This is a genomic window from Collinsella sp. HCP28S3_E12 (assembly GCF_052065595.1).
Lineage (GTDB): Bacteria > Actinomycetota > Coriobacteriia > Coriobacteriales > Coriobacteriaceae > Collinsella.
This window is the reverse complement of the sequence record NZ_JBQHTS010000016.1, coordinates 1-19,640: the sequence shown is the minus strand read 5'-3', so window position 1 is coordinate 19,640 and position 19,640 is coordinate 1. Positions and strand designations below refer to the sequence as shown.

28 protein-coding genes are annotated in these 19,640 nt (G+C 63.6%); all 28 read left to right on the top strand.

Features of this window, described 5'->3' with window-relative positions:
- Positions 1–160: 160 nt before the first annotated feature.
- The gene (locus tag ACTNBY_RS07165; RefSeq protein ID WP_441031741.1) at positions 161–475 is read left to right on the top strand and encodes a hypothetical protein; all 315 of its coding nucleotides are present in this window, start codon (positions 161–163) and stop codon (positions 473–475) included.
- Positions 472–1,059, top strand: a complete 588-nt coding sequence (locus tag ACTNBY_RS07160; protein WP_441031743.1) for a pentapeptide repeat-containing protein — start codon at positions 472–474, stop codon at positions 1,057–1,059. Before ACTNBY_RS07165 ends, ACTNBY_RS07160 begins: the two co-directional genes overlap by 4 nt.
- Positions 1,056–1,436, top strand: coding sequence for a hypothetical protein (locus tag ACTNBY_RS07155; protein ID WP_441031745.1), 381 nt, complete (start codon positions 1,056–1,058; stop codon positions 1,434–1,436). The genes ACTNBY_RS07160 and ACTNBY_RS07155 overlap by 4 nt, the downstream gene beginning before the upstream one ends.
- Positions 1,433–1,921 (top strand): hypothetical protein, encoded by a 489-nt coding sequence (locus tag ACTNBY_RS07150; protein ID WP_441031747.1) that lies wholly within the window; start codon positions 1,433–1,435, stop codon positions 1,919–1,921. The genes ACTNBY_RS07155 and ACTNBY_RS07150 overlap by 4 nt, the downstream gene beginning before the upstream one ends.
- Positions 1,918–2,238, top strand: a complete 321-nt coding sequence (locus tag ACTNBY_RS07145) for a hypothetical protein (protein ID WP_435546304.1) — start codon at positions 1,918–1,920, stop codon at positions 2,236–2,238. The genes ACTNBY_RS07150 and ACTNBY_RS07145 overlap by 4 nt, the downstream gene beginning before the upstream one ends.
- Positions 2,235–2,510 (top strand): hypothetical protein, encoded by a 276-nt coding sequence (locus ACTNBY_RS07140; protein WP_343095450.1) that lies wholly within the window; start codon positions 2,235–2,237, stop codon positions 2,508–2,510. Before ACTNBY_RS07145 ends, ACTNBY_RS07140 begins: the two co-directional genes overlap by 4 nt.
- On the top strand, positions 2,507–2,767 hold the full coding sequence (locus tag ACTNBY_RS07135; RefSeq protein WP_441031748.1) for a hypothetical protein: 261 nt from the start codon (positions 2,507–2,509) through the stop codon (positions 2,765–2,767). The genes ACTNBY_RS07140 and ACTNBY_RS07135 overlap by 4 nt, the downstream gene beginning before the upstream one ends.
- Positions 2,764–3,219: a hypothetical protein gene (locus ACTNBY_RS07130; protein ID WP_441031750.1), complete on the top strand. Its 456-nt coding sequence runs from the start codon at positions 2,764–2,766 to the stop codon at positions 3,217–3,219. The genes ACTNBY_RS07135 and ACTNBY_RS07130 overlap by 4 nt, the downstream gene beginning before the upstream one ends.
- Before the next feature lie 139 nt (positions 3,220–3,358).
- Complete coding sequence (locus tag ACTNBY_RS07125; protein ID WP_441031751.1) at positions 3,359–3,937, top strand: 6-carboxytetrahydropterin synthase; 579 nt, start codon at positions 3,359–3,361, stop codon at positions 3,935–3,937.
- Between the two features lie 29 nt (positions 3,938–3,966).
- Entirely contained in the window at positions 3,967–4,728 is a 762-nt protein-coding gene (locus tag ACTNBY_RS07120) for a 7-carboxy-7-deazaguanine synthase QueE (protein ID WP_441031753.1), read from the top strand.
- 3 nt (positions 4,729–4,731) lie between these two features.
- Positions 4,732–5,319 (top strand): GTP cyclohydrolase I, encoded by a 588-nt coding sequence (gene folE / locus ACTNBY_RS07115; protein ID WP_441031755.1) that lies wholly within the window; start codon positions 4,732–4,734, stop codon positions 5,317–5,319.
- The gene (locus ACTNBY_RS07110; protein WP_441031757.1) at positions 5,312–5,785 is read left to right on the top strand and encodes a hypothetical protein; all 474 of its coding nucleotides are present in this window, start codon (positions 5,312–5,314) and stop codon (positions 5,783–5,785) included. The genes folE and ACTNBY_RS07110 overlap by 8 nt, the downstream gene beginning before the upstream one ends.
- A 71-nt stretch (positions 5,786–5,856) precedes the next feature.
- Positions 5,857–8,253 carry a terminase large subunit domain-containing protein gene (locus ACTNBY_RS07105; protein ID WP_441031759.1) on the top strand — a complete coding sequence of 799 codons (2,397 nt, stop codon included), beginning with the start codon at positions 5,857–5,859 and terminating at the stop codon, positions 8,251–8,253.
- A 13-nt stretch (positions 8,254–8,266) separates the two neighbouring features.
- Positions 8,267–8,545 (top strand): hypothetical protein, encoded by a 279-nt coding sequence (locus tag ACTNBY_RS07100; RefSeq protein WP_417935921.1) that lies wholly within the window; start codon positions 8,267–8,269, stop codon positions 8,543–8,545.
- Between the two features lie 60 nt (positions 8,546–8,605).
- Positions 8,606–8,917, top strand: coding sequence for a hypothetical protein (locus ACTNBY_RS07095; protein ID WP_343095454.1), 312 nt, complete (start codon positions 8,606–8,608; stop codon positions 8,915–8,917).
- A gap of 3 nt (positions 8,918–8,920) precedes the next feature.
- Positions 8,921–10,372, top strand: a complete 1,452-nt coding sequence (locus ACTNBY_RS07090) for a hypothetical protein (protein ID WP_441031761.1) — start codon at positions 8,921–8,923, stop codon at positions 10,370–10,372.
- Positions 10,359–12,560, top strand: a complete 2,202-nt coding sequence (locus ACTNBY_RS07085) for a phage head morphogenesis protein (protein WP_441063942.1) — start codon at positions 10,359–10,361, stop codon at positions 12,558–12,560. The genes ACTNBY_RS07090 and ACTNBY_RS07085 overlap by 14 nt, the downstream gene beginning before the upstream one ends.
- A 2-nt stretch (positions 12,561–12,562) precedes the next feature.
- The gene (locus ACTNBY_RS07080) at positions 12,563–12,745 is read left to right on the top strand and encodes a hypothetical protein (protein ID WP_441032713.1); all 183 of its coding nucleotides are present in this window, start codon (positions 12,563–12,565) and stop codon (positions 12,743–12,745) included.
- 74 nt (positions 12,746–12,819) lie between these two features.
- Complete coding sequence (locus tag ACTNBY_RS07075) at positions 12,820–14,520, top strand: major capsid protein (protein WP_441031765.1); 1,701 nt, start codon at positions 12,820–12,822, stop codon at positions 14,518–14,520.
- 31 nt (positions 14,521–14,551) lie between these two features.
- Positions 14,552–15,274 carry a hypothetical protein gene (locus ACTNBY_RS07070; protein WP_441031767.1) on the top strand — a complete coding sequence of 241 codons (723 nt, stop codon included), beginning with the start codon at positions 14,552–14,554 and terminating at the stop codon, positions 15,272–15,274.
- A 2-nt stretch (positions 15,275–15,276) separates the two neighbouring features.
- Positions 15,277–15,522, top strand: a complete 246-nt coding sequence (locus ACTNBY_RS07065; RefSeq protein ID WP_343095443.1) for a hypothetical protein — start codon at positions 15,277–15,279, stop codon at positions 15,520–15,522.
- 3 nt (positions 15,523–15,525) lie between these two features.
- Positions 15,526–16,284 carry a hypothetical protein gene (locus ACTNBY_RS07060; protein ID WP_441031769.1) on the top strand — a complete coding sequence of 253 codons (759 nt, stop codon included), beginning with the start codon at positions 15,526–15,528 and terminating at the stop codon, positions 16,282–16,284.
- A gap of 430 nt (positions 16,285–16,714) precedes the next feature.
- Positions 16,715–17,368 (top strand): hypothetical protein, encoded by a 654-nt coding sequence (locus ACTNBY_RS07055; RefSeq protein WP_441052903.1) that lies wholly within the window; start codon positions 16,715–16,717, stop codon positions 17,366–17,368.
- Positions 17,368–17,871: a hypothetical protein gene (locus ACTNBY_RS07050; RefSeq protein WP_441031773.1), complete on the top strand. Its 504-nt coding sequence runs from the start codon at positions 17,368–17,370 to the stop codon at positions 17,869–17,871. Before ACTNBY_RS07055 ends, ACTNBY_RS07050 begins: the two co-directional genes overlap by 1 nt.
- A 10-nt stretch (positions 17,872–17,881) precedes the next feature.
- Complete coding sequence (locus ACTNBY_RS07045) at positions 17,882–18,193, top strand: hypothetical protein (protein WP_441031775.1); 312 nt, start codon at positions 17,882–17,884, stop codon at positions 18,191–18,193.
- Entirely contained in the window at positions 18,183–18,614 is a 432-nt protein-coding gene (locus ACTNBY_RS07040; protein WP_441032707.1) for a hypothetical protein, read from the top strand. Before ACTNBY_RS07045 ends, ACTNBY_RS07040 begins: the two co-directional genes overlap by 11 nt.
- A 47-nt stretch (positions 18,615–18,661) precedes the next feature.
- Positions 18,662–19,210 carry a hypothetical protein gene (locus ACTNBY_RS07035; protein WP_441031778.1) on the top strand — a complete coding sequence of 183 codons (549 nt, stop codon included), beginning with the start codon at positions 18,662–18,664 and terminating at the stop codon, positions 19,208–19,210.
- A 3-nt stretch (positions 19,211–19,213) separates the two neighbouring features.
- Positions 19,214–19,640: DUF7240 domain-containing protein (locus tag ACTNBY_RS07030; RefSeq protein ID WP_441063939.1), on the top strand; the 427-nt coding region annotated here is incomplete at its 3' end.

Genomic DNA, 19,640 nt, shown 5'->3' with positions numbered 1-19,640 from the left:
ACCGCTCCAGGTTCGCGGTGCACCTCGTGTTCACCATTGCCTTGGCGATCATCGCCGAGACAGTATGCAGCGGTGCCGACCTCCACGATGACCTCAACTTACTAACCATGTTTTCCGCTGGGATGGCTCTCACATCCTGGATAACCCTGAAAGATTTCTCATGAGACCCACAATCCGCCGAGGAGGCTTCGGCCGCTGGACCGTCCACGAACCAGACGGCACCGCCACCAACTTCCGCACCCACGCCCAAGCCATTCACCACGCCGACGAAATCGCCCGCACCATCACCATCACACTCCCGCCGTACCGACCACAGCGCAAGGTCGAAGAGGTCATCGTCACGAGCACCGAATACGGCGGGACCTTCTACGGCCCACGGGAAATAGAACAAATAGACATCACTCCCAGCTCGGTAAAGACCATCGCCCTCGCCCTACTTGCTACTGCTCACCACCAGGAGAGGAACCAGAAATGAATCGTGAAGAAGTGCTTGACATTGTGAAAAGCGCACGAGAGGACAATAAGCTCCCGGACCTGCGCGGCGCTGACCTGCACTACGCTGACCTGCGCGGCGCTGACCTGCGCGGCGCTGACCTGTACGGCGCTGACCTGCACTACGCTAGCCTGCGCGGCGCTAACCTGCGCGGCGCTAGCCTGTACTACGCTGACCTGTACGGCGCTGACCTGCGCGGCGCTGACCTGTACGGCGCTGACCTGAGCGGCGCTAACCTGTACGGCGCTGACCTGTACGGCGCTAACCTGCACTACGCTAGATGGGGCGGACTAGAAATCAACCACCTACCCAGCGGCACCCTCCACCTCACCCCCACCCCCGAAGGCTGGCGAATAACCCTCGGCTGCTGGAACGGCACCCCCGACCAACTACGCGACCTCATCGCAAAGGACCAAGGCTGGCCAGAAGCCGAAGGCGACGAAATCACCCGCCGCCGACCCTACATCGAAGCCGCGCTTACCCTATGCGACCTCCACATGCAAGACCACGAAGACATTATCCCCACACTCGCCGAAAAGTGGACAGACAAGGAGAACAACCAATGACCGACAAACAACCCCGCACGCTTGCGGACATGACATCCGAAGAGCTCGAACAATGCCGGGGTATGTGGTGCGACTTATCCATAGAAGCCTGGATCGTGGTTAGTGCCTATTACTCCGAGCAATACAAGCAGACACTGGTGGTGCTGCTTGACCCCGTAGACGGCGAATTGCTAGAAGGCGTGCCCGCAACAGCAGTAACCCCCCGTTTCGATCTGCCCCGTGCTTGGACCCCGGACGGCACGCCCGTGGTGGCCGACCCGGAGGAATACACCGCCGACGGGCGTAGTCGAGTCTATTTCGAGGGCATTGAGAAAGTCGCCTTCCCGCCCGGCACCCGAGTCCGCCGCTGGGTGAGCGACTGGGAGGAAATCGAGTGACTATCTACACCGAGTATCGAGCCACGACGGCGCTTGGTGTCGACCAGGACGGGAACCTCCAGTGGCAGTCGCCGGAGTACTGGCATTGGTACACAGACGAGCAGGAAGCCCGCGAAATCTACGCCGACATCGTAGGCGGACCGTCCGATCGGCTCACGGCGCTCATGTCCCGCCAAGTGACCCCATGGGAGCCAGTAGATGGCCCCATCGCCCCGGACGGCGACCTCATGCCCGCGTACCGCGCCGAGCTGTGGTTGCCCCGCACCCGGGGTGGTCAACCAGAACGCAGCCGGGTAACCATCCCCAAATCCACATACGAAGCCGCCGAAGCATTCAAGGACCTTGCCCACCACCACGGCGACCGTGGGTGGCGCGTCTACGCCCGACTACAGTCGCCCATCACGATCCTCGAGCAGCGCGGCGCTGCGCAGCTCGTACCCCGCCCAGCCGGGCACATCTACAACCTCGCAAAGGATCAATCATGACCATCACACCCAAACAGGCACGCGCACGCCTGGAACAGAAACCGGACGCTAACCGAATCGAGCGCCGCGCCTACCGCACTATCGCCGGGATGCAGTGGGAGTACGCCCCGCAAGCCCACCTCAACGGAGCCTGGAAACACTACACCGGATGGGGCAACCGTAGGCGACCGGAGCCGCCATTCAACACGCCAGCGCACACATTCGAGGTCGGCTGGTTCAACAGCGAAGAAGAAGCGCGACGGATAGCGCCACCGCCAGATTGGGCAGAATACCGCATCGTCCGCAGACTCGTATCCAAACCGGAGGTAGTCGAATGAGCTTCGCAATTTACGGCACGCTCATCGGCATCGGAGCGGGAATCGCAATCGGAACCGCAGCGACCTGGGACGAGCGCCGATCCCGCATCCTACGCATCACCATCACCGCCGCCATAGCCGGGGCTCTAATACTAGGAAGCTTCGGCGGATGCCTGGCATACACGACAGATACACTGCAATGCCCGCCAGGGCAAACCGAGGTGTACGCCGAAGAGAACCCACACGGCCTAAGCGGCTGCGTCCCCAACGACCTACTGAAAGACCTCAAATGACCGCCAACACCGACTGGCTCAACATCATCGCCCACACCTCCCGCATCCTCCACGACATCGTCGAGGGCCACCCCGTGTCCACAGCCGACCTCCACAAGGCCGCAGCCGTATCCGGCTGGATCGCCGAAACCCCACAAGCAGACCAAAACATCGTCGCCGAGTTGTACACAGACAGCACCCCGGAACGCCTCGCAGACTTGGGGCGCGCCTTCCTCGCCCTCGCCCTCAACCGCATGGAAGAACAGGAAACAGAATGACCATCACGCCAGACCAAGCAAAGACCCTCAGCTGCGACGACTACCCCCGCCCGTGGGAAATCGGCCAAGTGCCCGTCTTCGACCCATGGGATGACTACGAGGATGCCTGGTACGCAGGCCCCGCCATCGTCTACGACGAAGACATCGCACCCCTAGTCGCAGCCGCCCCGGTCATGGCCGAGCAAATCGCCGGAATGCAGTGGGAGTACGGCATCGATCGAGAAAACTTACAGTGCAACCACATCGACCATCCAAACGGATGCCGATTGACGATGTGGTGCCAGAGTCTCGACAGCGCTCGTGACGGAGTCGAGATCGCGCAGCAATCAGACCCTACCGCCCGCATCGTCCGCCGCCTCGTCGGACAACCAGAAGAGACACCACAACCACACCTGCTACAATCACACACAGGTGAGTCCACCAACGCGCTGCAACGCAAGGACCCACCATAAAGGGGCACATCAGAGAGATACCAAGTCCATCACCAAGAACCCCCGCGACAAGGTTCGGCAAAACCTCGCGGGGGTTCACCCATACCCACCCAAAAAAACAACAAACCAAAACAACAAAAAATTAAGATAACATCAAACCATGACAAAACTCGGACACACACAAACCATCCCCACCAACCAACTCCACACCCACCACAAGAACCCACGCCGCGGCGACGTCCAAGCGACCGCCGACTCCCTGCGCGTCAATGGGCAGTTCCGACCCATCGTTGTGAACCGGGGGACGCATACGGGCCGTCCGATGGAGGTGTTGGCTGGGAATCACACGTTAATGGCGGCGCGTGATTTGGCGGAAGAGGGGGTGTCGGACTTCGCGGAGTTGGACTGCTACGTCGTGGACGTGGACGAGGATCAGGCAACGCGGATCGTCCTGGCGGATAACCGCACGGCAGACATTGGCTCGTACGATAACGAGGAGCTGCTGGCCTTGTTGGAAACCCTGGGCGACGAGTTGGACGACGTTGGCTTCGTCCTGGACTACCGTGCTCTCGCGGGCTTCGGCGCGTGGTTGGACGAGAAGTTCGACCACCAGCACCTGAACGACCGGGTGGGCTTCAACCCAACAGCGGAGAACATGACCCGGTTGCTGTACGAGACCGCGCGGAACATGGGGCTCCCCGCCATAGCGGTGTCGTGGTCGGAGACTCCGAAGACGTGAGCGACGTACCGACCGAAGGGAACGCTGTGATGGACTACGACTACATGACCGCAATGCTCGACTGGCTCGACCAGCATCCCGAAGCGAATGTGGAGCGCCTACCCGTGTCGGAAGTGTTCGGCCCGACAATTCAAGGCGAGGGACCGCACGCCGGGCGGACGTGCCACTTCATCCGCCTGGGCGGCTGCAACCTATCCTGCTCGTGGTGCGACACCCCGTATTCGACGGGGCAGCACGGCATCCCGCTTTCAACCGTTCCCCGGGTGATGGTGGACGATGTGGTTGCGCAGATCCCCCACGGAGCGATGGTGGTGCTCACCGGTGGGGAGCCGCTGATGCACGCACGCCGCGCCGGGTTTAGGGCGCTGCTCGTCCGGTTGAAGAATCACGGGTGCGAGGTGCATGTGGAGACGAACGGCACGATTGTTCCCCATGAGCTCGCCCCATTGTTTGACCACATCACCGTGTCCCCGAAGCTCGGCGCTCCGATGCGGAACCAGCACCATAACCCCACCCTCGGGCAGTGGGATACGTGGGAGACCCCGTTCTGCTTCAAGTGGGTTATCGACGTGGGCCGGGACGAGGACGTTCCCGAAGCTGTTACGCGGGCGGTTGATCTGTCGTTAGAGCACGGCTGCGACCGTGGGGATGTGTGGGTCATGCCGGAGGGCGCGACCCCGGAGCTGCTGGCCCGCCGGTTCACCGCGATATGCGACGCAGCAGCCGAGCAGGGAATCAACGTTTCGCACCGACTCCACGCCCTCGCGTGGGGCGACAGCAAAGGACACTAGATTATGCACAGTTACACCGAGGATCAGATCATGGCGGCAGAGTCCGCGATCAGTGGGCTGCTCGCAGCCTTCAACATTGACGAGGGCGACCACACCGACAACACACCGCACCGCGTGGCGAAAGCATGGGCGGATGTGCTCGGCGGGTACACGGAGAACCCGGCGGATCACCTCGCCACGACATTCACCGCCCCCCAGAACCCGGGGCTGGTGGTGGTTCGGAACATCCGCATGCAATCAACCTGTGCCCACCACCTGTTGCCCATCACCGGCACGGCGACGGTCGCGTACCGGCCCCGCCCCGGCGAGCGGGTCGTCGGCCTGTCGAAGATCAACCGACTGGTGGACGGGTACGCGCGTCGGCTCCAAGTCCAAGAGAACATCACCGCGCAAGTCGTGGACGCTATCGCCGATCGGCTGAACCCGCTGTGGGTCGCGTGCGCAATCACCGCCGATTATGGGTGTATGACCCTCCGCGGAGTCCGCGACGAGTGCTCCGACACCATGACGTTCAACGAGTGGGGAGTGCGGGACAGCGCGGATGTGGATGCGTTCTGGGCGGCGCACGTGGGCGGTGGTCGCCGTGGCTAAGAAACGCCCCGGCCCGCGCGTCGGCATGACCGAGGAAGAACGGCTGCAGGAAATCGAAGAGATGCTCCGCCTACGCCGAATGGGCGCGTCCTATGAGGCGATCGGTCGTGAGTTCGGCCTGACCGCTCGGACTGTGTGGGGCAAGATTGACACCTACCTTAAAGAGACACCGAAGCACGAGGCGGCGCAGCTGCGTGTCATCGAGGGCCGGAAGCTAGACCACTACGAGTTGAAACTCCAGGCCGACATCAACAAGGGCGATGTGCCCGCGATTAATACCGCTATCCGCATCTCGGAGCGTCGGTGTCGCATGATGGGGCTGGACATGCCGCAGCAGCATGAAATCACGGTCAGCAAGGAGGAAGAGGCGTTGGCTGATCAGTTGGTCGAGGAGTTCCTGGAGGACTTCCGCCGGGCCGCGCGGGAGGATGAGGAACACGACACGGAGTCGGAGTCGGAGGTGTAACGGTGGTTCGAGAGCCAACCCGGTCGGAGATTCTCGGAGCATTCGACCGGCTAAGTGGAGAAGCGCGGATCATGGCGATGCGCCGCGCCGTCACCGCCCTGCGGAACAAGAACAACCGCATGAGGTTCCGCACGCCCGGCGAGTTGGCTATGAGCGTGGACCGGAAGATGCGACAGACCCCGGCCCTGGAGCTGATCGACAAGGAAATCGCTAAAGCCCTCCGCGATGGTGGTCGGCTGATCATCACCATGCCGCCGCAGGAAGGCAAATCAACCCGCGTGGCAATCTGGACACCCATCTGGGCGCTGATGCGGAACCCCGATTCCCGTATCGTCGTGGCATCGTATGCGGCTTCGCTGGCTCGTCGTAACGCCATGGCTTCGCGTGAGATCATCGCCCAGTACGGTTCGGGGGCTATTGATCCACTGTCGGGCGCGGCGATGCCTGACCGCCTTGGCCTGGCGCTGAACCCGAACCACCGGCAGGCGACATCGTGGTCGGTCCTCGGGGCGCAGGGCGGCGTGTACGCATCCGGCGTGTCCGGTTCCCTGACGGGTAGGGCGGCTGATGTGTTGCTGATTGACGACCCGTTCAAGAACCAGCAACAGGCCGACTCCGCCCGCGAGCGGGAGAAAGTCTGGGAGTGGTGGACTTCGGTGGCGCAGACTCGTCTCGCCCCCGGCGCTGCTGTGATCCTGATCATGTGCATGACGGGGGACACTCCCGTCCTCATGGCGGACGGGAGCGAGCGACCACTGCGGGATATTCGACCGGGTGATGAGGTGGCGACGTATGAGGGGGGACGGTTGACTACCTCCACGGTGAAAAACTGGCGAAACAATGGCCCTGATTCCATCTACCGGATTAGAATGAAATCGGGTGTAGAAGTCCGCGCAAACGCACGGCACCCCTTCCTGACCGTGAAGGACGGCAACGAAACATGGACGAGACTAAGAGACCTGAAGCCGGGCGACATCATCCGGAGGGCTACTGGGGAAAGTGGCGAGGAGTCACCTGCTCCGCAGAAGGGTGTGACAAGCCCGCGAAATGCAAGGGCATGTGCATGTCCCACTACAACCGGAAACGGTGGGCAGACGGACACCGGCCCCCGTCTGCCAACCCGGAATCCCGTAGAGCCGCCCGAGTCAAGCACCGATACGGAATCACTGCCGACGAGTACAACGCACTCCTGCAACAGCAAGGGGGACGGTGCGCGGTCTGCGGCGAGTACCCTACGCCCGGGAACACTCGCGCCCACTGGGACGGGAAGCTGTGCATCGACCACGACCACGAGACCGGTCGAGTCCGTGGCCTGCTCTGCAACGACTGCAACCTCGCCGTCGGGTACGGGAAGTCACCAGACGTCCTCCGACGGTCCGCTGACTACCTACAACGTCACTCCTGACGAGGTGGAGTCCATCACCCCCTGCGGGGTGGAGGACGTGTTCGATGTGCAGATCGACCGGACGGAGAACTTCATCGCCAACGGGCTCGTGAGCCATAACACCCGCTGGCATGAGGACGACCTCGCCGGGCGGTTGATCCAACATGATTTAAGACAGACTCCGGAGAACCGTCTATGGCGGGTGGTGAACATTCCCGCGGTGGCGGAGGAAGGTGTGCCCGATGCGCTCGGTAGACAACCGGGCGAAGCGTTGGTGTCGGCGCGTGGTCGTTCCCGCAGGGACTTCGAGACGATCCGGCGGAGCGTCGGCGAGCGCGTGTGGACAGCCCTATATCAGGGCGTGCCGACCCCCACCACCGGAGGTTTGTTCGCGGCCGAGGATCTGAACAAGCACCGCTGCCAGTCGTCGGACATCATCGGGCGTGTGGTGTCGGTAGACCCCTCGGACTCCGGCACGGGCGACGAAGCGGGCATCCTAATCATGGGCTGGGACGACTACGGCAACGTAATCGTGGAGGAAGACCACTCGGCCCCGATGACCTCGGCGACGTGGTCGAAGGAAGCGGTGTCGCTCGCGATCAGCACCGGGGCGGGCGACATCGTGTACGAGGCGTTCACGGCGGAGGCGACTTACCGGGCGGTGCTGGAGAACGCGTGGCATGATATTCACCGGCAGGCGGAACTGCTCCGCCAGACCGGCGGGGATACCGTCGCGGCTGCTCAACTATGGCATGACGAGGGGCGTGGCGGCGATGGGCTCGGCGCGATGCAGGAAACATTGGGCATTCTCGATTTGGTGCCTGTGGAGGATAGGATGCCGTTCCGGCTGGTTCCGTGGCGAGCCAGGGGCGATAAGACCGCCCGCGCGGCTGGTGCCCGGCAGGCATCGCAAACCGGCAGGCTGCGGATGCTCGGCGAGCACCGCGTGTTGGAGAACCAGATGCGGACATGGCAACAAGGCCAGGCATCACCCGACCGGGTAGATGCGATGGTCAATGGGTACGAACACATCCAGAAAACAATCGGTGTCACCACGAGCATTGCCTTCCCCGGCGAGTGGTAGGTAGGGAGAGATCATGGCGCATTACACGATCGGCTTGTGGGAGCAGATGCGGTTCACGGATCTGTCCCCCACGGCGAAGCGTATCGTCGCCGCCGCGTGGATGAACCGTGGCAAACCACTGACCGAGGATGCTCGGCTCACCTCCGCCGACCGGGGGCGGATCGGCAAGATCATGGACGAGGAAGGCTTCGAGGTGCTGCAGGACATCCTCGCCACCACCGACGAGCTCCGTGCGGAGAATAGGCGACTCCGCCGCCGCCTAGCCGACGTTCAACGCGGACTGGTGGGCTGACCGGTGCTGATAGTCTAAGCGTGAGCTACATTCACCCATCATCAGAGGAAGTGACCCCCTATGGCCCACGTCATCATCATCGTGTGCGCCGCACTGCTCGGCGCTCGCATCACCCGGCTAATCACGGCTGACCAGATATTCCAGCCATTCCGAGACTTCGTCCTCCGCCGGTGGGGAGTCGAGTCCCAAGTGACGTACTTCGTCCACTGCCCCTGGTGCGTCGGCGTGTGGGTCGCGATCATCCTCGCCGTCGTCGCGTGGCTCACCGTCCCCGGCGACTGGCCCGTCACCGCGTGGTGGGGCATCCCCGGCATGGCCGCAGGTATGTCGTGGCTCAACGGGTTCACCGCCTACACCGCTAAGGGGGAGTAAGCCGTGGGCATCCTGAACAGTCTCACCGCATCGGTGAAGAAAATGGAAGTCGGAGTGCCGCAAAGCAACAGCAGCGGGTTTCAGGACGATAAGAAAAAGACCGCGTGGCAGGCCGAAGCCTGGGAGATGTATAACACCGTCGGCGAGCTATCGGCGGTGTGTCAGTGGATCGGATCATCCGCCGCCCGGGTGGGCTTGTACGCCGCGGATGTGGACCCCGACACTGGGCGTACCAACTCCCCGTCGGATAACCGCCTGGCTCGGCAGATCGTCCGCGATATCGGCGGCGGTGCGGAGGGAACAGCGGAGCTGCTGCGCCACGCAGCGACGTTGCTCACCGTCGTTGGCGAGTTCTACATCGCGATCATCACCGACGACAACACGGGCGAGGAACAGTGGTTGGTGATCCCCACGAATCACGTGTCGAAAACGATCCGTGGCGAGTGGGAGATCAAGCTGGGCGAGAAGAAGCACATCATCAACGACGACACCGAGTCGTTGTTCAAAGTGTGGATCAAGTCCCCGAACGAGCCGACGGAATCGCGGTCGTCGGTGCGGGCGGCTCTTCCGGTGCTTCGTGAGATCAGGGCGATGGATCGGATCATCGCGGCTGCTGCTCGGTCGCGCGTGTCGGGTAACGGCATTCTGATTGTCCCCGCCGAAGCGGAGCTCCCCCGCCGCCGACCGCCCCGCGCCGCCGACGCGCCGGGGCTTCCCCCACGCCCGGCCATGCCGACCCAAGAGGACGACGCGACCTCGTTCTCGAAGAGTCTTTACACAACAATGAAGTCGGCGCAGGACGACCCGGACTCGCCCGCCGCTGTGACCCCTATCGTGGTGAAGGTTCCGTCGGAGCACGCGGCGCAGTTCCGTCACTTGACGTTGGACACCGGTATCGAAGCGAAGGCGGTGGACACGCGGGAGCGGGCGATCCGCCGCCTAGCGTTGTCGTTGGATGTGCCCCCGGAGGTGCTGCTCGGCATGGGCGACTCGACGCACTGGAACGCTGGCCTGGTGGACGAGTCGGCGCTGCGGCAGCACATTAGCCCGCTTGTGGAGGTCATTTGCGACAGTCTCACCGAGTCGGTGCTGCGCCCGTTCATGCCGGAGGGCGAAGCGGGGAGTGTCGCGGTCGCGGCGGATATGTCCGCGTTGGCGCAGAAGCAGGATAAATCGCAGGCCGCATTGGATGCGTTCGACCGTGGCGTGTTGTCCGCTGCCGCGCTCCGCCGGGAACTCGGGTTCAGCGAGGACGACGCGGACGACAAGGACTCGGATGTGGCTCGCCGCGCCCTGGCGGAACGGTTGGTGACGAAGGCACCGTCGTTGTTCCCCTACCTCGCGGAGGTGCTGGGTTTCACCCTCCCGCAGAACGTGTTGGACCGTCCGATTAGCTCGAATGTTGGTGCCCCGCTGCGGGCCGTTACGGCGGGGGGTGATCATGGTGGCGCGTAGTCGTTTCAGCGCGGAGCCGAACCGGGGGACTGACGAGCTCGTCGGTATCGTCACCGCTGCTGTGAAGGAGTGGATCGCCACGGTCCGGGAGGATGTGGATATGATCACCGCAGCCGGTGAGGAATGGGCTGGGGAGGTGACGGTGAACGTTATGCCCGCGCTGGGTGCGGAGTTCATCGCCACGGCGGCGGCGGACGCGCCGAACACGGGGTTCGTGTCCCCGGACGTGGCTATCCCCTGGCCGTCGGGTGTGTCCGGCCCGGCGACGGTCGCTGACCTTCTCGCGGAGTTCCCCGCGACGTTCGCGGGTGTGGACCCGTCGCAGATCAGTTTCATCATCGCATCCCCGTCGTGGCGGCACCTGTTCGCGGACTACATGCGCACGACCGAGAACCTCGTGGTGGGAATGCAGGACACGGTGTTCCAGACGATGCAGGGTATCTTGTCGAAGGCTGGGACGGGCGGGAGTTTCGAGCAGCGGGAGCTGGTTAGGCAGTTCCTATCGTGGGATGCCGAAGGGGGCTATGAGGGGTGGATGCGCCGGGCGGAGCGGATCGCCCGGACGGAGCTTCATCAGGCCCGCACGGCGGCGGTTCACGCTTCCGCGACGATGACCGCCGATGCTGGTGTCCCGATGGTGAAAGTGTGGTCGGCGGCTCATGACGAGCGGACGCGGGTCGCGCACGCCGAAGCGGACGGGCAGACCCGCCCGGTGGACGAGCCGTTCGAGGTGGGTGGGGAGCTGCTGCGCTACCCCGGCGACCGGGCTAACGGCTCGGCGAAGAACACGATCCAGTGCCGCTGCACCGCGACCTACGTCGAGGATGAAATCGGCGCGGACATACCGTGGGCGACGCGGATCAATAGTATGAGAGACGTAGAGCGACAGATCAGGGAGTTAGATATGGATGCGTTGGCAGCTAGTGGCGCGAAGGGCCTGGAGTGGAAGGGCCGTCTCGCCCCGGTGGGTGAGCCGACCGGTGATGGTCGTATTTTCACGACCGATGGTGAGTTCCGGTTCCGGAAGTTTCCCCTTCCACTGCTGTGGCAGGAAACGACGAGCGAGGGCCACGACTCGTCCCGTATCGTCGGAACCATCGACCGGGGCGAGGTCACCCCGGACGGGTTCACGGCGGAAGGCACAATCTTCTCGGATGAGGATAAGGTCATCGCCCTGCTGGAGAAGGGCGTGATCCGCCCGTCGGTTGATTTGTGCGACATGCTTGCCGACACGTTTGAGGTGGAGGATGGTCCTCGGCTGGAGGTGCATTCGGCGACGATCATGGCGGCGACGTTGGTGGCGAAGCCCGCGTTCGAAAACGTGGGTATTCAACTCACCGGCGACGAGTCGGAGGTGGATACCGACGGCCTGGTCGCGTCGGCTGGTGCGGTGTTGGACCTGCCGAAATATGATTCGGCGGCGTTCGCTGACCCTGGCCTGGACGGGCCGACTCCGATTACCGTCACCCCGGAAGGGCGTGTGTTCGGGCACCTCGCGCTGTGGGATACGTGTCACGTCGGTCAGCCCGGTAAGTGCGTGACCCCGCCCCGTTCGGCGGCTGGGTACGCGCATTTCCACCAGTCCACGGTGCTCACCGATGATGGTCCGGTGGCGGTGGGCCGTCTGACTGTGGGTGGTGGTCATGCTGGTGTGCGCGCTGGTGTGCGTGCCGCTGCGGAGCATTACGACACGACCGGGTCGTGTTGGGCGTTCGTCCGCGCCGGTGAGGACGAGCACGGCATCTGGGTCGCTGGTGAGGTGAATCAGGACGCGCCCGCCGCGAAGCTCCGCGAAGCCGCGACCGCACCCCTATCTGGTGACTGGCGGCGCGTCGGCAACAGCTTGGAGCTCGTCGCTGCCTTGTCCGTGTCCACCCCGGGCTTCCCCGTGCGGCGGGAGTACGTCGCGGATGGTCAAGCCCTGGCGTTGTGCGCGTCCGGGTGGGCTGCTCCCGCTGTCGAGGAATTGTCCCCGGTGGATGCCGCCCGCGTGGCTGCTATGGATGCGGTGCGTGAGGTGTTCGCCGCCCTCCGCGCCGAAGGGAACTCCCCCGGTGAGCTTGCGCACGCGCCGGGGCTCCGCGAACGGTTCAAGGCCGCGCAGGGCGTCATCGGCTTCGACGTGGAGCCGGACGTGCCCGCCCGCTATCAGGCGGTGCGGGACATCATGGAAAGCAAGGAGGACTAACAATGGCTTGTGGAGCATGTGGCAGCGGAGGAAGCTTCACCCCGGCGACGTACACCGTCCGCTCAACCGACGCGGATGGTCAGGTGCAGGAGCAAACATTCCTGTCTAAGACGCAGGCGGTGATGTTCGCGTCGCGGAACGGCGGTGGGGAGATCATCACGAATAGGGGCGAAGCCCGTAGCTAGACTGTGGGAGGTGAGGGGCATGTCGCCCTGTACACTCCCGACGTAGAGGGACGAGAGACCGACAAGGAGACCAGATGAACACGCTGGATGACATTCTCAAGGCCGTGGCGAACATGCCTACCGACCCGGCGGAGATTGACAAGATCATCACCGCCGCTAAGGCGGTCTACGATAAGCTGACCGCCGACGCGGGCGATAACCCTACCGAGGAGCAGGTCGCCGCGTTGGAGAAGCTCGCGGAAGCCGTGACGCAGGCGCGTGCTGCTAAGGCCGAGGCCGCTAAGGCGGATGCCCAGGCCGCTATCCGAGGTCGCCGGGACCGCGCCGCCGCCGCTGCTGCCGCGTTCGCGGATGATAGCGACGAGGGTGGTTCCGACGATTCCGAAGAGTCCGAAGGGGCCGACGGTGAGCAGGACAGCACCGATGATTCCGACGACTCCGACGAGTCCGAGGATGACGACGCGGGCGAGTCCACCAACGAGGATGATTCCGACGACACCGATACTGACGAGAAGGAGTTCGCTGTGAAGCGACGCTACGGCGGAGCCACCGCCGGTTACCGGGGCGAAGCAAAGTCCACCACCCCGTTCACCCTCGACCCCGCCGCGCCGAACTTCAAGTCCGGCGAAGCAACCTTCCTCGACTTCGCGGAAGCGTTCAACGGCATTTCGTCCGGTCGCGCCCTGCGCGCCACGACCGTCGGCCAGCAGACCCAATCTCACTTCGGACACATCCGCCGCGACCTCCCGACCGAACTCGTCGCATCCGACGAGGCGAGCCTGGTCGCCGCGATTGACCACGCCACCGACGAGTCCCGCCTTGACGGCGGTTCCCTCGTCGCGGCTGCTGGATGGTGCGCCCCATCCGAGACCATTTATGATTTCCTGCCCACCCCGGCTGCGGCGAACCTGTTCTCCCTCCCGGAGATCAGCCTGTCCCGCGGTGGTTTGCGCTACCCGGTGGAGCCGGACTTCTCGACGCTGTACGCCACCAACCGCGGCACCATGACCGAAGCGCAGGCGATCAGCGGCCAGACCAAGGACTGCATCGAGATTCCCTGCGCCGAGATGCAGGAAGTCCGCATGGATGTCCTGTGGACGTGTGTCACGTCGAATCTGCTGGCTAACACCGGCTGGCCGGAGCTGACCGCGAAGTTCCTGGAGAACGCCACGAAGGGTCACCTCCACCGCCTATCCGCCGCCCGTCTGGCGAAGGTCATCGCCCTGTCAAAGAAGGTCGCCGTGGGTGTGCCTGCCCTGGGCACCGCGGGCACGGTGCTGAACAGCATCGAGCTCCACGCGGAGACGCTGCGCCAGAAGTTCCGCCTGGGCACCTCCACCCTGGAGGGTGTCGCCCCCGCATGGCTGCGATCCATCCTCCGCGCCGATTTGGCGTACCGCGATGATGTCCTCCCGGAGCGTGTGACTGACCAGATCCTCGACCAGCACTTCGCGGACCGTGGCGTGCGCTTCCAGTGGGTCGATGATTACCAGCCGCTCAACGGCGACCCGGCATCCGCTGGCTACCCCGCCGAGGTGAAGGTGCTGCTGTACCCCGCTGGCACGTTCTTCTCCGCCGTCCAGAACGTCGTGAACCTCGGCGCTATCTACGACAGCACTGGCCTGTCCAAGAACCAGCGCACCGAAATGTTCCTGGAGGATGGTTTCGCCGTGGGCCAGCGTGGCTACGAGTCCCGCGAGCTGACCATCCCCGTCGCGATCAACGGCCAGGTTGGCCTGCGTCACGCGACAAACCCCGCCGTCCCCGCAGAGTAACCTAACCGGATCGTAGAAAGGAGGTGTCGGCATGGCAACAGTTGTGAAGCCGATGCAGTTCGTCGGACGCGCCCCGCTGCCGACCCCGTCGCGATCTGGCCTGTACGCGGTAGCTCAATTCGTGGACGTGGAGCGCCCCGTCATTCACGGGGTGGAGGTCAGCGTCCCATCCATCGGCGGTCATGGTCTATGGCCGGAGCCGTGCAACCCCGGCCAGGGGCCGAAGCACGGCGGTAATTCCGCAACGTTGATGCAGTTCCCCGGTAACGCTGTGTGGGCTGCGGAAGAGTGCGCCGCCGTGGGTCTTTCCGAAGCGGAGTTGTCCGCCCGGGCGGTGGAGAAACTTAAGGCGGTTGAACCGATTGATGTGGAGCGGCATTTCGCCGCGCTGCTGAAAAAGGAGCCGAACACCGCGTCGAGTATCCCGCAGGCCGAAGCGACGATGCTGGCCGAGGGATTGACCCCGACGGTGCATGTCCGCCCGTCGGACCTTCCCCGTCTGATTGAGTCCCGGCAGGTCATCTCGACTGCTGGTGTGCTCCGCACGATCATGGGGAGCCCCGTGGCGGCGGGCGCGGGGTATGAGACTGACCTGGACGGCACCTACGTCACCGGATCTGTGACGGTGTACCGGAACCAGATCGAAACTCATAACAGTTTCACCCCGGCGACGAACCTCCGGTTCACCGTGGCGGAGCGTGCCTTCGCCGTGGTGTGGCTGGGTACTTCTATCAAAATCAACGAAGGGAGCTAGCGGTGGCTGGCGTAATTTTCGAGACTGACGGTGATGTGGTGACGGTGTCGCCCATCATGGGTCGGCAGCAGGATTTCCAAGATGTAGCGGCGAAGCTCGTCGCCGCTGGCGAGGTTCAGACGGTCACCGCATCGCGTGGCGTGGCGCTCCGCGTCACCCGCGATACCGCTGTGGCGGCTGGTGTCCTCGAAGAGGATAAACCGGCGGCTCGGTCCGCCAAGAAAACGACTACTAAGAAGGACGGCTAAACAATGGCTGCAATCAACCAAGCACTCCCGGTTATTAAGGGCTTCCGGATGCGCGCGACCCGCGTGGGCCGCTGCGGACTCCCCCTAAAGGGCCCGAAGAACCAGATCGTCACCGACGGCTTCATCGAGTTCGGCATGGAGCGCGAAACCTCCGATGGTGACGACATCGAGCAGAAGAACGCGTCCGGTGTCGTGTGCGCGACCGACCGCACCGAAGACCAGTTCAAGCGCTACAACCTCACCCTCCAGTTGTGCGGCATTCAGCCGGACTTGCTGACGATGTTCACCGACCAGGCGGCGGTTCTCGACGCTGACGGCGACACCGCGGGTTTCCTACAGCAGACCGGTGGCAACACTTCCGGTTCCGTGGCGCTGGAGCTGTGGGCCGGTACTGGCGGCGGTGATGACTGCGAGGTGCCGGAAAACGACGACATTTTCAAGTCTGTTGAGGGTGGTAAGACTGGCGGTCAGTGGTGGTACATCCTGCTCCCCTGGGTGCGTGGTGCTACCCTGGGCGACCTGACCATCAACGGCACCGACGCGGCGGAGGTTACCGTGTCGGCGTACACCGGCAGCGGTGCTCATTGGGGCCAGGGTCCCTATAACGTCGTGCCGGGTGCGGATGGTAGCGCGGGTCGCCTGCTCGCCCCGGTGCCTGCTCGCACCCACCTGTTGATGCAGCGCACCACCATCGCACCCCCGGAGGTGACGAAGGGCGCGGTGGAGCTTACCGTGCCGTCCCCGTATTTCTCCGCTGCCTAATCATCCGGTATAGTGGTGGGTGGTGGCCCTACCGATTAGGGTCGCTGCCTCCGCTTCCAGATGTTGCGGTGGTGACAAGAAACCATTTTTTCTTGCGCGTACCCATGATTCCCCCGCTGTCCACTCACGGCGGGGGATTCGTGGTTGTATGCTGGTGGTGCGATGCTGCTTCACCGTCGGGTGTTTTCAACCGCTGTGGTGCTCGGCGGGGAGTTTGCCGCCCGGCTGGTGGGCAGTATCGCGCCGAGAATGAGGGATTGTCCGAATGAGCCCCGTTCCTGGTTGATGATGGTGTGGAGACCGTCGCCCCTTGTGGCCTTGTGATCTCGTTGTCTTGTGGTGAGCAGCGATTGATCCGGCGTATGGGTGCGGAGGACCATCATTACCCGGGGGCGGGGTTTATTCGTTTCCCGACCCGGGGAGGGGTGTCGTGGTTGGTAGCATTACCGGTATGAGTGACCTTTGCGAGTGGCCGGTAGACATGTCGTGCTTCCCCCCTATCCCGGAGGGTAAAGAGGATGTGGCCCGCCTGGCTGTGGATACGGCTACGGAGATTCTGTGGGCGCTGACGGGTCGGCAGTTCGGGGTGTGCCCGGCGGTGTATCACCCGGGGGTTGAGCAGTGTTTGCGGTGCGAGCCGACGCTGTGGCGGGGCGAGTGGTTCAACGTGGATGTGTCCACAGCGGAGTGTATGCGGATCGTGCTGCCCGGCCCGGTGTTCGAGGTGACTCGGGTGGAGCTTTCGGACGGGTCCGATGGTGAGTTCGCGGTGTCGGGGGATGCGGTGGTGGTGCGTGGGGCTCGCCCGACGGCGATTCACTACCAGCGGGGTATTCCCGCGCCCCCCTCGGCGGGGTTCATGGTTGGCAGGCTCGCGGCGGAGCGGTATCTACAATGTGTCGATTCCGGGCGGTGCCGACTCCCCAAATACGCCACGCAGGTGACCCGGCAGGGAGTGTCGGTGCACATGGCCGACCCGGCGGAGGTTATTGGGGAGGGGCTCACCGGCCTGCCGGAGGTTGATTCGTGGATACGGTCGGTGAACCCTAACGCACTAGCGGAGGACTCGGAGGTGCTCGGATAATGGCGAGGACCGATCAGGTGTCCGCCGCGCTGGTGCGGTGGATGGATAAAGCGTTCAACGATTCCGAGGCCCCACCGGTCGGTGGCGTGTCCGGGGGGACGGAGCTCCGCCCCGGCGTGAGTCTCCCCGCGTTGGACAATTTCGACACGTGCGTTCTCGCGTGGGTCATGTCCGGCATTAGGTTCCGGACGGAGACGTTCCCGTCGCCCGCGGAGATTCCGCAGTGCGGTGGGCGGCTCGCCGTCGAGTTCACCGTCGGCATCGCCCGATGTTCCGAAGCGTTGGGTGATGGTGGTGTCCTCCCGTCGATTGAGACGATGGAGCGGGAGTTCGCGATCCAAGAGGACGACAAGGACCGGTTGTGGGCGGCGACGTGCCGGGCGGCGAAGGAGCTGGAAATGGAGCATCACGTCCGCTCGTCGGCGTTGTACCCGGTTGAGGTGTACGGCCCGGAGGGTGGCACCGTGGCCGTGTACCGGTCCATAATTTTCGAGTTGATGTAGGAGATCAATCATGAGCAACAGTTTCAACATTCGTATCCGCTGGGTCCGCAACGTCATGGGCTGGCAGCGTGGAGACGAGACGACCGTTACCCGCACGGCCTATATTGACAACCTAATCGCTAATGGCATGGTGGTTGTGGTGGAGGATTTCGCTCCGCAGCCCCCGGCGGAGAACGCGACCCGGGCGGCGTGGGCGGAGTTCCTGACGAAGATGGGGATTGACTTCCACGAGCAGACCCCGCGCCGTGATTTAATCCGCATGTGGGATGACCGCACCGCCCCGGCTGCGGTGGACGATGGGAACCCGTCCGATGCCGAGTAGCGGTATCGTTTTCACCCCGAACCGGGCCGGCATAGCGGAGGTCACGGCGGGCGCGGCTGGGCCGGTGTTCAAGCTGGTGCGTAAAGCCCAGGCGGAAACACAACTCGTCGCGAACCGGATTACCCCCACGGATACTGGTCGTCTCCGCGGCGCGAATGAGACCACGCCGATTGTGGTGCAGGGAACGAAGGTCGTCGCCGGGGTGGAGAACAAGACGTCGTACGCAATGTTCGTTCATGAGGGCACGCGGGCGCATGTGATTGAGCCGAGGAATAAACGCGTCCTCGCGTGGGTGCCGCGTGGCGGGACGGTGCGGTTCGCGAAGCGGGTGCATCACCCGGGGACGAAGGCGCAGCCGTGGCTCGCGAAATCGGCGGAGCTCGCAGCGAGCCGGAACGGGTTCACCTTCCGGAAATCGTGATAAGTTGGTGTGGAAACACACCACACATATCCCCTAATGGAGGAATCATGGCAAACGATAAGGCAGCGGCGTTCAAGGCCGATGTGGAGTCCGCGGAGGATCGTCGGGAGCAGCTTCGACGCGAGCTCGCGGAGCTCGACGGTGATGCGGATGCCCCGGTTGCGGAACATGGAGATTTGAGCGTCGATTCGTTTGACGGCATCGACCCGGAGACGGTCGAGGTGGAGTCGAAGATGCTGGGCCGGACGCTGCTGGTGACCCGCCCCACCTCGGCCGAGATGACGCTGTTCGCATCGGATGTGTCTTCGCGCCTGATCAATGATGTGCAGCGCACCGCGATCATGTCGGACTTCTGCCAGACTCATATCGACCCGGAGGATTTCCTAGCGTGGCGTGACGAGGTGCTACGCCGCGGTTCGTCCCTGTTTTTTTATGAGTCCATCGCGGCGATGGTGGACATGCTCGAAGAGCTCGTCGTGGATAACGACTCGGAGCAGGAGTGGGAGTCGTTCGCGAACCGGCAGGAACGCCGGAAGGCGGAGCGGGAGAAGGCGGCTCGTCAGAAGGCCCGCGAAGCGAAGTTGCGTAAGCGTTAGGCCGTGGCGCTGATCGTTCGCGCGTACAGCCGGGACTGGGAGTTTTCGTCTCCCGGCCCGGCTGTCGCTCTACGTATCCACGAGCTGGCGGGCATGAGCCCGAATGACCAGTACCTAGAAATAGTGGACATCGTCGTGGAGCACCTATCAGACGACGATGCGGTTTGGTTCGACGCGCGGGGTAAATACGAACTGCCGGAGGATGCCCCGGCGGAGCTGCTGATCGAATGGCTGGAAGCGGCGACGGGTAAGCCGTTCTCGGCGGTGGCTGCGTTGTCGTCGGCGTTGGTGGAGAGCTGGGCGCAGGTTCGGGGCCGGCTAATCACGTCGGGCATCCCGGAGCCGATGGTGCAGATCCGGCAACTCGGGTCGATGCTCGACGCGGTAGAGTTCATGATCCTAGAGTCCCACAAGGACGACAAAGAGAGAG